The sequence below is a fragment of the Streptomyces sp. NRRL WC-3742 genome, from assembly GCF_000720635.1.
Lineage (GTDB): Bacteria > Actinomycetota > Actinomycetes > Streptomycetales > Streptomycetaceae > Kitasatospora.
Genome location: NZ_JOCF01000072.1, coordinates 1 through 15,170, shown reverse-complemented (window position 1 = coordinate 15,170; position 15,170 = coordinate 1). Strand labels below are relative to the sequence as shown.

Below are 15,170 nucleotides of genomic sequence, written 5' to 3'. Positions count from 1 at the left end.
CGAGCGAGGGCCCAGAGCGAGAGCCGGAGTCCCAGATGAAGATCGCCTTCGTCGGCAAGGGCGGCAGCGGTAAGACCACCCTGTCCGCACTGTTCATCCGCCACCTGGCCGCCTCCGGCCGCCCGGTGATCGCCGTCGACGCCGACATCAACCAGCACCTGGGCCCCGCACTCGGACTGACGGACGCTCAGGCCGCCGCGCTGCCCGCCCTGGGCGCGCGCCTGCCGGAGATCAAGGAGTACCTGCGCGGCGACAACCCGCTGATCCGCTCGGCCGACGAGATGATCAAGACCACGCCACCCGGCCGCGGATCGCGCCTGCTGCGGATCGTCGAGGAGAACCCGGTCTACGCCGCCTGCGCCCGCCCCATCGCGCTGGACGAGGGCTCCGTCCGGCTGCTGGCCACCGGCGCGTTCGCCGAGGAGGACCTCGGGGTGGCCTGCTACCACTCCAAGGTCGGCGCGGTGGAACTGCTTCTCAACCACCTGCTGGACGGCCCCGACGAGTACCTGGTCACCGACATGACCGCCGGCTCCGACTCCTTCGCCTCCGGCCTGTTCACCCGCTTCGACCTGACCTTCCTGGTGGCCGAGCCGACCCGCAAGGGCGTCTCCGTCTACCGCCAGTACAGGGACTACGCCCGGGACTTCGGGGTGCAGCTGCGGGTGATCGGCAACAAGGTGCAGGGCCCGGACGACCTGGCGTTCCTGCGCCGCGAGGTCGGCGACGACCTGCTCACCACCTTCGGCCAGTCCGACTGGGTGCGCCGCCTGGAGCAGGGCGCCGAGCCGCCGCTCAAGTCCCTGGAGCCGGCCAACCGGGCGGTGCTCGAGGAGCTGCGCGCCGAGGTCGAGGCGGCGTACGGGCTGCGCGACGCGCGGCGCTACACCGAGCAGGCCGTGCTCTTCCACCGCCGCAACGCCGAGAGCTGGGCCAACGCCAAGGTCGGCATCGACCTCGCGACCCAGGTCGACGAGGGCTTCGTCCTGGGCGAGTTCACGCCCGGATCCACGCACCCCGCCCCGGCGGGCGCCCCGGCCTGACCCGCCTCGCCCCGGCCGACCCGAACGGGCCGCGGCCGCCCCTCCCCCGGGGGCCGGCCGCGGCCCGTTCGCCGTTGTGCGGCCCGCCCGTCCACCATCGCGAGCAGATTCGCAACGGTTCGACCACCACCCAATGGGGTGAATCGCGGCTTTTCCGCTTCCCTCTCCGGATGACGCTGTGCAAAGCTTTCATTACCCTCGGTTTACCGAGTCTTGATGGTCCGTCCAGCGGCCCTTCCGGCGAGACTTCCCGCAACTCGCCCGGGCCCCTGCGGGCCCTGATGGTCGACGCCGGCCGGTGACACCCGCACTCCCCGCCGAGCCCACGCCATCCCGCCACACCGTCGCGACCCACGACAGCCGATCCGCCCCGAGCCGCACCCCGGACTCACCACCGGACCTGACTGCGTTCGTTCACCGGACAGACGGGAAGACCATGACCCTCGACATCTCCATCGCCCCCAACGCCTCCGACACCACCGACCACGCGCCGCCGGGCGGCGGGCGGGCCCGCTGGGCGCGGGACGCCTCCGCCTCCCTGGTGGTCGCCCTGATCGCCGTGCCGTTCTCGCTCGGCATCGCCCTCGCCACCGGCGCCCCGCTCACCGCCGGCCTCGCCGCGGCGGCCGTCGGCGGGATCGTGGTCGGGCTGTTCGGCGGCACCCCGCTCCTGGTCAGCGGCCCCTCCGCCGCGCTGACCGTGATCACCGCCGGGCTCATCGCCCGGTACGGCTGGCAGGCCACCTGCGCCATCACGGCGGCCGCCGGGCTGCTCCAACTCCTGCTCGGAGCACGCCGGGTGGCCCGTACGGCACTCGCCGTCTCGCCCGCCATCGTGCACAGCATGCTGGCCGGGGTCGGCTTCGCCATCGCCATCGCACAGCTGCACGTCGTCCTCGGGGGCTCCCCGCAGAGCTCCGCGGTCGCCAACCTCCTCGCGCTGCCCGGGCAGTTGGCCGGCCCGCATCCGGCCGCGCTGCTGATCGGCGCGGTGACGGTGGCCGTCCTGCTGGCCTGGCCCCGGCTGGACCGACTACCGGGCCGTGCGGGCCGGTTGGGCGCCGTACCGGCCCGGGTGCCCGGCCCGCTGGCCGCCGTCGCGGCCGCCACCACACTCGCCCTGACCCTCGATCTGCACGTGGCCCACATCGACCTGCCCGCCTGGGCGCCGCACATGCCGGCGCTCGCCCTGCCGCACGGCCAACTCGCCGGGGTGCTCGCCGCCGTCCTCACCGTCACCGCCGTGGCCAGCGTGGAGTCGCTGCTGTCCGCCGTCGCCGTCGACCGGATGTCCCACCGCACCGGCGACCTCGACCGCGAACTGCGCGGGCAGGGCCTGGCCAACCTCGTCAGCGGGCTGGTCGGCGGGCTGCCGATCGCCGGCGGCGCCGTCCGCAGCACCGCCAACGTCCGGGCGGGCGGGCAGAGCCGGTGGTCCTCGGTGCTGCACGGCGTCTGGGTGCTCGTCGCCGCGCTGGCGCTGACCGGCGGGCTGCGCCTCATCCCGCTGGCCGCCCTGGCCGCGCTGGTGCTGGTCGTCGGTCTGCAGATGGTGAACTTCGCGCACATCCGCAACGTGCACCGGCACCGGGAGTTCCCGGTGTACCTGGTCACCGTGCTCGGCGTGGTGGGCCTCGGCGTGCTGGGCGGCGTCGCGCTCGGCGCCGGCACCGCCGTGCTGCTCGCGCTCTACCGGCTGACCCGCGCCCACGTGGACGTCGAGACGGGCTCCGACGGCTCCGTCACCGTCCACACCCACGGCCCGCTCACCTTCGCCGCCGTCCCCCGGCTGAGCCGGGCGCTGACCGGCATCCCCGCCGGCGGTGCGGTCACGGTGGTCCACGACGGCTCCTTCCTGGACCACGCCGCGTACGAGACGCTGCACGGCTGGCGGACGGCGCACCAGGGCACGGGCGGCCGGGTCTCGATGGTGACGCGGCGCCAGGACGACGAGGTGCTCGACCCCGACGGCACGGTGCACGCGGGCAGTTCACCGGGCCCGCACCGCTGCCGGGCCTGGACGCCCTGGGTCGGCCACCACTGCATCGAGCAGCAGGAGGACCCGCACAACCGCCTGCTGGACGGCGTCCGGGTGTTCCAGCAGCACACCGCCCCGCTGATCCGCCCCGAGCTCGCCCGGCTGGCACGGGAGGGGCAGACGCCCTCCCAGCTCTTCCTGACCTGCGCGGACTCGCGGATGGTCACCAGCATGATCACCAACAGCGGCCCGGGCGATCTCTTCACCGTCCGCAACGTCGGCAACCTGGTGCCCGCCCCCTTCGAACCCGGGGCCGCCGACGACTCCGTGGCGGCCGCGGTGCAGTACGCCGTCGAGTCACTGGAGATCCGTTCGATCACGGTCTGCGGCCACTCCGGCTGCGGCGCGATGAAAGCCCTGCTGGACGGGGTGCACGAGCGCCCCGGTCCGCCCACCCCGCTGACCCGCTGGCTGCGCAACGGCCGCGGCTCGCTGCAACGGCTGCGCCAGGCGCCCGCCGACTTCGCCGACCGGCCGGTGGTGGACCTCGCGGAGCAGCTCTGCATCACCAACGTCGTGCAGCAGCTGGACCACCTGATGGCGAATCCGGCGGTGGAGCGCCGGGTGGAGGAGGGCACCCTGCGGCTTGTCGGGATGTACTTCGACTTCGCGACCGCCCAGGCGTTCGTCCTCGACCGCTCCGCCGGGACGTTCAGTCCGGTCGAGGCCCGCCCCACAGGGGTGTCGGCCGAACGGGTGAGGGCCGCCGAGCCCGCTCCCGTCCGCGAGGAGTGCCGCGACGAAACGGAGGGCCCCGAGCTGGCCGCATGATAACCGCCCCGGGTGGCGTCCCCGCCTCATGCGGGGCGCGACCCGGGCGGCCGTTCGATCCTCGGTCAAAGGTCTACACCAATTACCAGCAGCCTCTTGTCAACTGCCCCGTTCGCCTGGTGAGCTGTGCGCTGGGACACACGGGACAATCCCCACGCACGGGATCGCCCCAGATCATGACTCGATGAGGAGTGCGCGTTGAGCAACGAGAGCCTGGCCAACCTGCTCAAGGAGGAGCGGCGCTTCGCCCCGCCGGCAGAGCTCGCCGCAGCCGCCAACGTCACCGCGGCTGCCTACACGCAAGCCTCCGAGGACCGCCTGGGCTTCTGGGCCGAGCAGGCCCGCCGCCTCAGCTGGGCCGTCGAGCCGACCGAGACCCTCGACTGGTCCAACCCGCCCTTCGCCAAGTGGTTCGCCGACGGCAAGCTCAACGTGGCGTACAACTGCGTCGACCGCCACGTCGAGAACGGCCTCGGCGACCGCGTCGCCATCCACTTCGAGGGCGAGCCCGGCGACGGCCGCTCGATCACCTACGCCCAGCTCAAGGACGAGGTCTCCCAGGCCGCCAACGCGCTGCTGGAGCTCGGCGTCCGCAAGGGCGACCGCGTCGCCGTCTACCTGCCGATGATCGCCGAGGCGGTCGTCGCGATGCTCGCCTGTGCCCGTATCGGCGCCACCCACTCGGTGGTCTTCGGCGGCTTCTCCGCCGACGCCGTCGCCTCCCGCATCCAGGACGCCCAGGCCAAGCTGGTCATCACCGCGGACGGCGGCTACCGCCGCGGCAAGCCCTCCGCCCTCAAGCCCGCCATCGACGAGGCCCTCACCAAGGTCGACGGTGTCGAGCACGTCCTGGTGATCCGCCGCACCGAGCAGGACATCCCCTGGACCGAGGGCCGGGACGTGTGGTGGCACGAGATCACCGCCCGCCAGTCCACCGAGCACGCCCCCGAGGCGCACGACGCCGAGCACCCGCTGTTCATCCTCTACACCTCGGGCACCACCGGGAAGCCCAAGGGCATCCTGCACACCTCGGGCGGCTACCTCACCCAGGCCAGCTACACCCACCACGCCGTCTTCGACCTCAAGCCCGAGTCGGACGTCTACTGGTGCACCGCCGACATCGGCTGGGTCACCGGGCACTCGTACATCGTCTACGGCCCGCTCTCCAACGGCGCCACCCAGGTCATCTACGAGGGCACCCCGGACACCCCGCACCAGGGCCGGTTCTGGGAGATCGTGCAGAAGTACGGCGTGACGATCCTCTACACCGCGCCGACCGCGATCCGCACCTTCATGAAGTGGGGCGACGACATCCCCGCGAAGTTCGACCTGTCCTCGCTGCGGGTGCTGGGCAGCGTCGGCGAGCCGATCAACCCCGAGGCGTGGGTCTGGTACCGGGAGCACATCGGCGGCGGCAAGACCCCGATCGTGGACACCTGGTGGCAGACCGAGACCGGCGCCATCATGATCAGCCCGCTGCCGGGCGTCACCGAGACCAAGCCGGGCTCCGCCCAGCGCGCCCTGCCGGGCATCGCGGCCACCGTGGTGGACGACGAGGCCAACGAGGTCCCCAACGGCTCCGGCGGCTACCTGGTGCTCACCGAGCCGTGGCCGTCCATGCTGCGCACCATCTGGGGCGACGACCAGCGCTACATCGAGACCTACTGGTCGCGCTTCAAGGGCCGCTACTTCGCCGGTGACGGTGCCAAGAAGGACGAGGACGGCGACATCTGGCTGCTCGGCCGGGTCGACGACGTCATGCTCGTGTCGGGCCACAACATCTCGACCACCGAGGTCGAGTCGGCGCTGGTCGGTCACCCGTCCGTGGCCGAGTCCGCCGTCGTCGGCGCCACCGACGCCACCACCGGTCAGGCCATCGTCGCCTTCGTGATCCTGCGCGGCGGCGCCACCGAGACCCCCGAGCTGGTCGAGGAACTGCGCGCCCACGTCGGCCGCACGCTGGGCCCGATCGCCAAGCCGAAGCAGATCAAGGTCGTCGGCGAGCTGCCGAAGACCCGATCCGGCAAGATCATGCGCCGCCTGCTGCGCGACATCGCCGAGGGCCGCGAGGTCGGTGACACCACCACCCTGGCCGACAGCACGGTGATGAGCCAGATCCAGGCCCAGCTGCCGCCGGTCGGCACCGAGGGCTGAGCACAGCGCGGGACCTGACGGTGCCCCGGGCGGAGGTCTCCGCCCGGGGCACCGCCGCGTCCGGGTCCGCCTTCCACGGCGGACACGTCGACGGACACGTCGACGGACACGTCGACGGACACGTCGACGGACACGTCGACGGACACGTCGACGGACGCCTCGACGGACGCCTCGACGGACGCCTCGGTAGACACGTCAACCCGTCAATCCGCGGCCCCCGTCAGTTCGCGACTCCCGCCGGGCGGCGGTCGGCGGCGAGGGTGCGCAGCGTCTCGAAGGCGCTCTGCGCCACCCATCGGCCGCGCAGCGACCGGGCGCCCGCCAGCACCGCCAGCCCCACCTGGGCCCGGGGGCTGAACCCGATGAAGGCGGTGAATCCCCGGGTCGAGCCGGTGTGGAACACCAGCCCGTCCGACTCCGTCTCACACTCCGTGCCGTCAGGCCCCTCCCCGTCGGGCCCCTCCCCGTCGGGCCCTGCGGCGAGCGGGCGCTGCTTCCACCCCAGGCAGATCCGGGTGCCGCCGCCCCGGAGCCGCCCGGCCCTGGGGCGGCGGACCTCGCCGAGCGCCGTCCGCAGCGCCGCCGCATCGGCCCGCTCCGGCAGCGGGACGGCGTCCAGCGACAGGTGGGCCTGGAGGTAGCGGAGCATGTCGTCGGCCGTCGAGCGCAGCGCCGCCGCGCCCGGCAGCGCGGGCAGCCGGAAGGAGGGCACCCACCGGCCGCGCCGGTACCCGGCGGTGCCCTCCCGGCCGGGCCCGCAGGAAGTGTCGATCAGGCCGAGGGGTCCGCAGACCCGGGCGGCCAGCAGGTCGTCGTACCGCTGGCCGGCCGCGTTGGAGAGCAGCAGTCCGAGCAGTCCGCAGCCGAGGTTGGAGTAGCGCACCTGGGTGCCGGGGGTGCCGCGGACCGGGGTCCGGGACAGCGCTCTGAGCAGGTGCGTCGGGCCGAAGGTGGCGTAGGGGTGGGTGAACCAATGCGGGGCGGCGGCCGGCAGCAGGCCGACCGGGAGCCGGGGCAGCCCCGAGGTGTGGGTGGCCAGGTGGAGCAGGGTGATGGGCCGCTCGTACGGGTAGCCGGGGACGGCGCCGGCGGGCAGGTAGCGGTCGATCGGATCGTCGTACCGGACCTCGCCGCGGGCGGCCATCTCGGCGAGGAGCAGTCCGGTGAAGGTCCTGGTGACGGAGCCGAGCTCGAACCGGGTGTCGGCCCGGACGGGGTGCTCGCCGGAGCGGTCGGCGTGCCCGCGGCAGGCGACCGTCCGTTCGTCGCCCCGGATCACCGCGACGGCGACGCCGCCGCCGGGGGCGGAGGCGCGGAACAGCGGGCGGAGCAGCCGTCCGAGGTCGGCGGGGACGTCGGCGGGCAGATCACCGGCATCGGATAACAGCGGCGGTTCGGGCGTGGTGGTGCCACCACCGGGCATGGTCGTGCCTCCAGCGACGAGAGCGGGACGAGAGGGACTTGGAGCGAAGGAAAGCGGGAGAAGCGGGGAGAAGCGGGGAAAACGCCCACCCGGACCGGGCGGCGCCTGCGACCGACGATAGGAACGCGTTCACCCGGGTGCACGCGGCGAGGGCCGTTCGGGTGCCGCGGTTCTGCTCCCCCCGGGTGCAGAACCGGCCTCCAGGGCTTAAGTCCTTGAATAGGACAATCCGGATGTCACCCGCACGTCCCGTAGACTGCTAAGGACGCATCAAGATCCCCACGCACGGGACACGGGCGTCACAGGGCGCGCCGGGAAGTCTGGTCGGCAACCGCATCACGCATGCGTTCGTTGCCGCTCCCAGCCCCCAGGAGGTCCCGCGTGACCGACCAGCCGCCCGTCCACGAGCCGACGACCCGACGCCGGCAGCTGCTCGGCCGGTTGTCCCTCCCCGAGCGCACCTTCATCACCGACGCCCTGCGCACCGAGACCGTCGGCGGCATGCTCCTGCTGGGCGCCGCCGTGATCGCGCTGATCTGGGCCAACATATGGCCGAACGCCTACGAGAGCGTGATCGACTTCCGGATCGGCCCCTCCGGCCCGCTCCACCTCGACCTCACCCTCGCCGGCTGGGCCAAGGACGGCCTGCTGACGATCTTCTTCTTCGTCGCCGGCGTCGAGCTCAAGCGCGAGTTCGTCGCGGGCGAGCTGCGCACTCCCAGCGCCGCGCTGCTGCCCGTGATCGCCGCCGTCTGCGGGGTGGCGCTGCCCGCGATCCTCTTCGCCCTCGTCAACTCCGGCAGCGGAGGCCACCCGGGAGGGTGGGCCATCCCGACCGCCACCGACATCGCCTTCGCGCTCGGGGTGCTGGCCGTCGTCGGCAGCCACCTGCCGTCCGCGCTGCGCGCCTTCCTGCTGACCCTCGCCGTGGTCGACGACCTGATCGCGATTCTGATCATCGCGGTCTTCTACAGCTCCGGCATCAAGTTCTGGGCGCTCGGCCTGGCCTTCGCGGGCCTGGTGCTGTTCTGGTTCCTGCACCGGCGCGGGGTGCACGGCTGGTACCTGTTCGTGCCGCTGGCCGTCGTGGTCTGGGCGCTGATGCACGAGAGCGGCATCCACGCCACGGTCGCGGGCGTCGCGATGGGCCTGATGCTGCGCTGCCACCGGGAGGGCGACGAGGAGCACTCCCCCGGCGAGCACATCGAGCACCTGGTGCGCCCGCTCTCGGCCGGCCTCGCCGTCCCGGTGTTCGCGCTGTTCGCGGCCGGGGTGACGATCTCCGGCCCGGCGCTGCGCGAGGTGTTCACCCAGGCCGCCCCGCTCGGGATCGTGATCGGCCTGCTCGTCGGCAAGACGGTCGGCATCTTCGGCGGCACCTGGCTGGCCGCCCGCTTCACCAGGGCCGAGCTGAACCCGCAGCTCAAGTGGGCCGACCTGTTCTCCGTCGCGGTGCTCGCGGGCATCGGCTTCACCGTCTCGCTGCTGATCAGCGAGCTGGCCTTCCCGGACGACCTGGCGCTCGCCGACCGCTCCAAGACGGCCGTCCTGGTCGGCTCGCTGCTCTGCGCCGTCGTCGCCACCGTTCTGCTGAAGCTGCGCAACCGGCACTACCGGGAGCTGTGCGCGGAGGAGGACCGGGACACGGACGGCGACGGCGTCCCGGACGTCTACCAGTCGGACGACCCTGCCTGGCGGGCCCGCAGCGCCCAGGGGGCCCCGGACGCCCAGGGCTCCTCGGACGGCCCCGCAGCGGCCCGCTGACACCCCGCAGAGCCCGTCCCAGGGCCCTGCCGCCGCCCCGACGCACCACTCCGGCGGGGCCCCGGAGTGGTGTCCGACTGACCGCTAAGGGCATGATTCTGAGCTGTCGACAGTCCACTGACGCCTCCGGAGCCCCCACCGGCCCCCCGGACCCGCACCACCCGGCGGCGTCACGCCGCACAGCCGCAGAGGAGAACCGCTGATGCCCGCAGGAGCCGCAGACCCGTCCAGCAACGGCCGGGCGCCCCACGAGGGCGAGCGTTCGGTGGGGCAGCTGTTCGCCGCGGCCACCGCCGACCTGTCCGCGCTGGTCCACGACGAGATCGCGCTCGCCAAGGCCGAGATCCGCGCGGACGTGAAGCGCGGTGTCTCCGGCGGGGTCTTCATCGCCGTCGCCGGTGTGCTCGCCCTCGCCGCCATCCCGATGATCAGCATCGCGATCGCCTTCGCCTTCCACTGGATGGGCGTGCCGCTCGGCTGGTCGTTCCTGCTCTCGGCCGTCCTGCACCTGATCCTCGCCGGGGTGGTCGGGTTCGTGGCCGTGCGCTTTTTCAAGCGCATCCAGAAGCCGGAGCGCACCATCGAGGGCGTCCAGAAGACCGCCGAGGTGCTGAAGAGCGCCCGGCCGCGTCCGGCCACCCAGGAGGAGATCGACCGGGGCCTGGGCCGCATCCCGTAACCACCGGACGGTGCCCGCAGCGCGCCCGGACCCGCCGATGGCGAGTGCCGGGCGCGTCCGCGACGCGCGGATGTGACACGCTCTCGGTATGCCGCTCGACCAGAAGCCCCCAGCCGCGCGCCCGTCCGCCGACTCCGGCCGCGCCACGGGCCACGCCACGGACCGCGTCTCGGGCCCTGCCACGGACTCGGGCCATGCCACGGACCTCGCCTCGGGCCTCGACTCCGCCCCGGGGACGGGAGCCGGGGCCGGTTCCGGAGCCGCCTCCGCGGACGGTGCGGCAGACGGCCCGACGGACGGCGTCGCCGAGGCGTGGAGCATCCGGCAGGCCGGCCCGTGGACGCACCGCGACCTCGCGGCCAACGGCGCCCGCTTCCACATCGCCGAGCTGGGCTCCGGCCCGCTGGTGCTGCTGGTGCACGGCTGGCCCGAGTACTGGTGGGCCTGGCGCCACCAGCTGACCGCGCTGGCCGAGGCTGGCTACCGGGCCGTCGCGCTCGACCTGCGGGGCATCGGCGGCAGCGACCGCACCCCGCGCGGGTACGACCCGGGCAACCTCGCCCTGGACATCACCGGCGTGATCCGCTCGCTCGGCGAGCGCCGGGCGCACCTCGTCGGCCACGCCTCCGGCGGCACCCTGGCCTGGGTGGCCGCGGTGATGCGGCCCTCCGTCATCCAGAGCCTCACCGTGGTGTCCGCCGCGCACCCCCGGGACCTGCGCCGGGCGCTGCTGACCGACCGTCGCCAGTTCGCCGCCTTCGAGCACGTCCTGGGCTTCCAGCGGCCGTGGATACCGGAACGCCGTCTGGTGGCGGACGACGCCGCGCTGGTCGGCCGATACCTCGAGGAGTGGTCCCGTCCGAACGGCCTGGATGCGACGGCCGTGCACGCCTACCGGCAGGCGATCCAGATCCCGAGCACCGCGCACTGCTCGATCGAGCCGTACCGCTGGCTGCTGCGGTCGCTGGCGCGGCCGGACGGCATCCAGTTCGCCCGGCGGATGAAGAAGCCGATCACCGCGCCGACCCTGCACGTCCAGGGCGCCTCGGACCCGGTGCTGCTGTCGCACACCGCGCTCGGCGGCGGCGAGTACGTGGCGGCGCCGTACCGCTGGCGGCTGCTGCCGGGGGTGGGGCACTTCCCGCACGAGGAGGCGCCGGAGGAGTTCACCGCGGAGCTGCTGGACTGGGTGGGCCGGCACAAGGAGTGAGGGCGGGCCGGACGGGAGGCCGTCGGCCCAACTCCCCTGATATTGCAGGGACATGACGCTCATATGACAAGCGCATAGGCCACATTCGACCCGCCCCGGGCGGTTACCCCGACCGGCCCAGGGGCATCCATTCCGGTATGACCTGGATGCCCGATCGCGGCGGCGCCTCGAGCGGCCGACGCCACAACAGCCCCCAGCGCTCCACCCACCGCCCCGACTGGGCCGACGATCTCGGCTTCGACGGAGCCGAACACCCCCAGCGCGGCGCGCAGCGCCAGCTCGGCATCTCGAGCATCCTCGGCCGGCGCGCCCGCTGGGTGGGCGCGCGGCTGCGGCGCGAGACCTGAGGCCCCGCGCCGCCCGTCCTCCCGACGCGCCGCCCGGCTCACGACTGCCGGGTTCACGCCTGCCGGGTTCATGCCTGTTCAGTTCACGACTGCTCAGTTCACGACTGCCTGGTTCACGGCTGTTCAGTTCACGATCGTCGGCGACAGCGCCGTGAACCAGAGCAGGACGAAGGTCGCCACCGACATGATCGGCACCAGCACCTTGGTCTCGACGCTGTTGCCGCTGCGCTTGATCAGCACGATCTCGTAGCGCTCCTTGTGCGGCCACAGCAGCGGCGCGCCCTTCTTCGTCAGGCAGTCGCCCAGCAGGTGCGCCAGCGTGCCCAGCGCCACCGCGTACGGCAGCCAGCCGGGTGCGCTGGGCATCCAGGTGTTCATCCCGAAGGTGCCCAGCGCGGCCAGCCCGATGACGGTGATCCACGCCTCCGGCCCGTTGCTCGGCGGGCAGAGCCGCAGCGCCCTGATCGCCAGGGCCAGCAGGAAGAAGGTCACCGAGAGGGTGAAGTAGCGGCCCAGGAAGGTGACGCCCGCCCAGGTGCCGGCGCCCATGAGCGCGACGAACAGCAGCGAGTGGGTGGCGTGCCGGTGCCCGCCGGAGATCCAGGCGACCAAGCGGCAGAGCGCCTTGGAGACCGGCCCGAGGAAGTTGGCGATCGAGCCGTCGTGGTGGTCGAGGTCCGGCAGCAGGGCCGCGCCCGCGCACAGCACCGTGCCCATCAGTATGTCCGCGGGCTGCAGCGTGGTGTGCAGCAGCAGCGGGGGCAGGAACGGAGCCGAGGCCGCGTACAGCATCGCCCCGCTCACCGCGTGCGAGTGACCCATCATCGGACTGCCACGACCTCCCGTTCGCTCACTCCGGGACGGCGCCCGGTTGAGCCGAACGGGTGAGGCGCGGCTGAGGCTATCAGGGCGGACTGACGGTTCGACGGAAAGCGCGGCCGTGGCCGCCCGCCGAACCTCCGGTCCTCAGAGCGCGCAGCCCTGGGTGTCGACCTTCGTGGTCGCCTCGCCGCCCTGCACGGCGTCCTCGCGCACCTCGGCGGAGGTCAGCACGTATCCGGTGTCCGCGCTGTCCAGCGACTTGGCGAACACCACGCCGTACACCTGGCCGTCCGGGGTGAGCAGCGGTCCGCCGCTGTTGCCCTGACGGACCACCGAGCGCACCGAGTAGACGTCGCGCACCACCTGGCCGCGGTGGTAGATGTCCGGGCCGTTGGCCTGGATGCGGCCGCGGATGCGGGCGGGCTGGACGTTGAAGGCGCCGTTCTCCGGGAAGCCCGCGACGATCGCGCTGTCGTTGGTCTTCGCCTCGCCCGCGAAGGCGAGCGGCGGGGCGTTCAGCTTGGGCACGTCCAGGATGGCGATGTCGCGCTGCCAGTCGTAGCGGACCACCGTGGCGTCGTAGAGCTGGCCGACGCCGCCGATCTGCACGGTCGGCTCGTCGACCCCGCCGACCACGTGGGCGTTGGTCATCACCCGGTGCGGGGCGAAGACGAAGCCGCTGCCCTCCAGGGTCTTGCCGCAGGAGGTCGCGGTGCCGACCACCTTGACCAGGCTCTGCTTGGCCTTCGCCACCGCCGGGCTGGCGGCCAGGGACGGGTCGGGGATGTCGACCTGGGTGATCGGCTCGTGCTCGAAGGGGTTGAACACCTGCGGGAAGCCGTTGCGGGCGAGCACCTTGGAGAAGTCGGAGAACCAGTTCGGGGCGTCGCCCGGCAGCGCGTCCTGGACACCGGCCAGGATCCTCGAGGAGCGGACCTGCTTGGAGACCGTCGGCAGGGACGTTCCGGCCAGCGCCGAACCAATCAGCCAGGCGACCAGCAGCATCGACAGCACGTTCACGGCGGCGCCGCCGGTCGCGTCGATCACCCGGGCCGGGCGGCGCTCGATGTGGCCGCGCAGCTTCCAGCCGAAGTGCGCGGTGACGGCCTGGCCGATCGCCGCGAAGACGATCACCACCACCACGGCCACCACCGAGGCCGTGGTGCCCGGGCTGAGGTGGTCCAGCAGCAGCGGCAGCAGTTGGACGGCCAGCAGGCCGCCGCCGAGGAAGCCGACCAGCGACAGGATCCCCACCACGAAACCCTGCCGGTAGCCGGACACGGCGAATCCCACGGCAGCGGCGATCAGCAGCACATCCAGGACGTTCACTCCGACACCCTCCCACGGACGGGGCCCGTACGGTGGCGCCGACCTCGGTGGTCCCCGCCGCCACGGCGGGAACGGGCGCCCGCGGGGGACGCCCGCCGGCCACCGGTCACGAGGCGCCGGCGTCGCCCAGCAGCGCCCGGGAATGGTCGAGGTCGCCCTGCACCAGGGCGAGCGCCTCGTCGGAGAGGGAGACGATCCTGGACGGGTCCCAGGGCAGCTCCAGGCCGCTGTGGTGCAGCACCCGGTCGATCACCCCGGCCGTGAACCCCCACACCAGCCGCCCGGCCACCGCGAAGGCCGGGCCGACGTGCCCGGACGGGTGCCGCAGCCGCACCCGGTTCGCCGGGTCCGCCAGCTCGGCGATCGTCACCCGGAACACCGCGCCGGTCTCGCCCCGGTCCACCGGCCGCACCGGCGACTCCTCGCGCCACCAGCCCAGCACCGGGGTCACCACGAACCGGCTCACCGGGATGAACAGCCGGGGCAGTTCGGCGAACACCTGCACCCCGGCCGGGTCCAGGCCCGTCTCCTCCCAGGCTTCGCGCAGCGCCGCCGCGATCGGACCCGGGCCGGCCGGGTCACCGTCCTCAGGATCCAGCGCGCCACCGGGGAAGGACGGCTGGCCGGCGTGCGAGCGCAGCGAGCGAGCCCGCTCGATCAGCAGCAGGTCCGGCCCGTCCGGACCCTCGCCGAAGAGCATCAGCACGGCCGCCGCACGGCCGCCCTCGGTGGGCGGCAGGAAGCGGCTCAGCTGCTCGGGCAGGACCCGCTCGGCGGCCTCCCGTACGGGCTCCAGCCACGTCGGCAGGCCGTCCAGCTCGATGCCCCGGGTCATGCGCGGCCCCCGCTTCGTTCGGTTCGTTCGGTGCGTTCGGATCGTTCGGATTGTTCACTTCGTGCGGTGCGCAGGTCCGCGGCCTGCCCCTGGTGGGCGGCGGCGTCCGCGCGGGCCGCGGCCTCGCCGGGGAAGTCCGCCGGCGGGCGCAGCCGCTGGCCGGGCTGCCCGCCCATCTCGTACTTGAGCAGCTTCGCCGCCTTCTCCGGGTCCGTCTCGCCCTCCCCGTAGGACGGGCACAGCGGCGCGATCGGGCAGGCGCCGCAGGCGGGCTTCTGGGAGTGGCAGATCCGGCGGCCGTGGAAGACCACGCGGTGGGAGAGCATCGTCCACTCGGACTTCGGGAAGATCTCGGCCACGGCCGCCTCGACCTTCACCGGGTCCTCCTCCGCCGTCCACCCGAAACGGCGGGCCAGCCGCCCGAAATGGGTGTCGACGGTGATGCCGGGTACACCGAAGGGTTCTCCCGTTTTAGGATCACGAGCGTTTCCAAGGACCACGTTGGCCGTCTTCCGGCCCACGCCAGGCAGCGTAACCATCTCCTCCAGGGTCTTCGGCACCTCACCACCGAAGTTGTCCCGCAGGGCGATCGAGAGCCCGATCAGCGACTTCGCCTTGTTCCGGAAGAACCCGGTCGGCCGGATGATCTCCTGCAACTCCTCCGGGTTCGCCGCAGCCATGTCCTCCGGCTCCGGATACTTCGCGAACAACGCCGGCGTCGTCTGGTTCACCCGCAAGTCCGTCGTCTGCGCCGA

The 15,170-nt window shown here is 72.9% G+C and carries 12 protein-coding genes; 7 read left to right on the top strand and 5 right to left on the bottom strand.

The genetic code is table 11. The features are described 5' to 3' along the window. The first annotated feature begins 35 nt into the window (after window positions 1-35). The 3 genes from IH61_RS0131930 to acs all read left to right on the top strand — a co-directional run bounded on the left by IH61_RS0131930 (window position 36) and on the right by acs (window position 6,006). A complete protein-coding gene (locus IH61_RS0131930; protein ID WP_031076277.1) occupies window positions 36-1,043 on the top strand; it encodes an ATP-binding protein in 1,008 nt (335 codons plus the stop codon). Between the two features lie 436 nt (window positions 1,044-1,479). Next, complete coding sequence (locus IH61_RS0131925; protein ID WP_078911550.1) at window positions 1,480-3,852, top strand: SulP family inorganic anion transporter; 2,373 nt, start codon at window positions 1,480-1,482, stop codon at window positions 3,850-3,852. Window positions 3,853-4,050: 198 nt separating this feature from the next. After that, complete coding sequence (gene acs / locus IH61_RS0131920) at window positions 4,051-6,006, top strand: acetate--CoA ligase (protein ID WP_031076272.1); 1,956 nt, start codon at window positions 4,051-4,053, stop codon at window positions 6,004-6,006. 220 nt (window positions 6,007-6,226) lie between these two features. On the opposite strand, the gene IH61_RS0131915 is transcribed toward acs, so the two are convergent. Then, a complete protein-coding gene (locus IH61_RS0131915) occupies window positions 6,227-7,429 on the bottom strand; it encodes a serine hydrolase domain-containing protein (RefSeq protein WP_051838434.1) in 1,203 nt (400 codons plus the stop codon). Window positions 7,430-7,771: 342 nt separating this feature from the next. Here IH61_RS0131915 and nhaA point away from each other — a divergent pair, with 342 nt between their 5' ends. The 4 genes from nhaA to IH61_RS0131895 all read left to right on the top strand — a co-directional run bounded on the left by nhaA (window position 7,772) and on the right by IH61_RS0131895 (window position 11,429). Continuing rightward, the gene (nhaA, locus tag IH61_RS0131910; RefSeq protein WP_078911549.1) at window positions 7,772-9,193 is read left to right on the top strand and encodes a Na+/H+ antiporter NhaA; all 1,422 of its coding nucleotides are present in this window, start codon (window positions 7,772-7,774) and stop codon (window positions 9,191-9,193) included. Window positions 9,194-9,395: 202 nt separating this feature from the next. Then, on the top strand, window positions 9,396-9,872 hold the full coding sequence (locus IH61_RS0131905) for a phage holin family protein (RefSeq protein ID WP_031076265.1): 477 nt from the start codon (window positions 9,396-9,398) through the stop codon (window positions 9,870-9,872). 88 nt (window positions 9,873-9,960) lie between these two features. After that, complete coding sequence (locus IH61_RS0131900; protein ID WP_234327417.1) at window positions 9,961-11,082, top strand: alpha/beta fold hydrolase; 1,122 nt, start codon at window positions 9,961-9,963, stop codon at window positions 11,080-11,082. A gap of 137 nt (window positions 11,083-11,219) precedes the next feature. Further along, complete coding sequence (locus IH61_RS0131895; protein ID WP_031076260.1) at window positions 11,220-11,429, top strand: hypothetical protein; 210 nt, start codon at window positions 11,220-11,222, stop codon at window positions 11,427-11,429. Window positions 11,430-11,552: 123 nt separating this feature from the next. On the opposite strand, the gene IH61_RS0131890 is transcribed toward IH61_RS0131895, so the two are convergent. The 4 genes from IH61_RS0131890 to IH61_RS0131875 all read right to left on the bottom strand — a co-directional run. Next, the gene (locus IH61_RS0131890) at window positions 11,553-12,254 is read right to left on the bottom strand and encodes a metal-dependent hydrolase (RefSeq protein WP_031076258.1); all 702 of its coding nucleotides are present in this window, start codon (window positions 12,252-12,254) and stop codon (window positions 11,553-11,555) included. Between the two features lie 141 nt (window positions 12,255-12,395). Next, window positions 12,396-13,580, bottom strand: a complete 1,185-nt coding sequence (locus IH61_RS0131885; RefSeq protein ID WP_031076256.1) for a MarP family serine protease — start codon at window positions 13,578-13,580, stop codon at window positions 12,396-12,398. A gap of 106 nt (window positions 13,581-13,686) precedes the next feature. Then, the gene (locus IH61_RS0131880) at window positions 13,687-14,415 is read right to left on the bottom strand and encodes an NUDIX hydrolase (RefSeq protein ID WP_051838433.1); all 729 of its coding nucleotides are present in this window, start codon (window positions 14,413-14,415) and stop codon (window positions 13,687-13,689) included. Then, on the bottom strand, window positions 14,412-15,170 hold a 759-nt coding region (locus tag IH61_RS0131875; RefSeq protein WP_107057285.1), incomplete at its 5' end, for an endonuclease III domain-containing protein. The genes IH61_RS0131875 and IH61_RS0131880, both read right to left, overlap by 4 nt.

Bases quoted from the DNA above. Each gene is read 5' to 3' on its own strand.
- IH61_RS0131915 (WP_051838434.1), bottom strand. From the start codon at position 7,429: ATGCCCGGTGGTGGCACCACCACGCCCGAACCGCCGCTGTTATCCGAT.
- IH61_RS0131890 (WP_031076258.1), bottom strand. From the start codon at position 12,254: ATGATGGGTCACTCGCACGCGGTGAGCGGGGCGATGCTGTACGCGGCC.
- IH61_RS0131905 (WP_031076265.1), top strand. From the start codon at position 9,396: ATGCCCGCAGGAGCCGCAGACCCGTCCAGCAACGGCCGGGCGCCCCAC.
- IH61_RS0131925 (WP_078911550.1), top strand. From the start codon at position 1,480: ATGACCCTCGACATCTCCATCGCCCCCAACGCCTCCGACACCACCGAC.
- IH61_RS0131880 (WP_051838433.1), bottom strand. From the start codon at position 14,415: ATGACCCGGGGCATCGAGCTGGACGGCCTGCCGACGTGGCTGGAGCCC.
- nhaA (WP_078911549.1), top strand. From the start codon at position 7,772: ATGCGTTCGTTGCCGCTCCCAGCCCCCAGGAGGTCCCGCGTGACCGAC.
- IH61_RS0131895 (WP_031076260.1), top strand. From the start codon at position 11,220: ATGACCTGGATGCCCGATCGCGGCGGCGCCTCGAGCGGCCGACGCCAC.
- IH61_RS0131930 (WP_031076277.1), top strand. From the start codon at position 36: ATGAAGATCGCCTTCGTCGGCAAGGGCGGCAGCGGTAAGACCACCCTG.
- IH61_RS0131900 (WP_234327417.1), top strand. From the start codon at position 9,961: ATGCCGCTCGACCAGAAGCCCCCAGCCGCGCGCCCGTCCGCCGACTCC.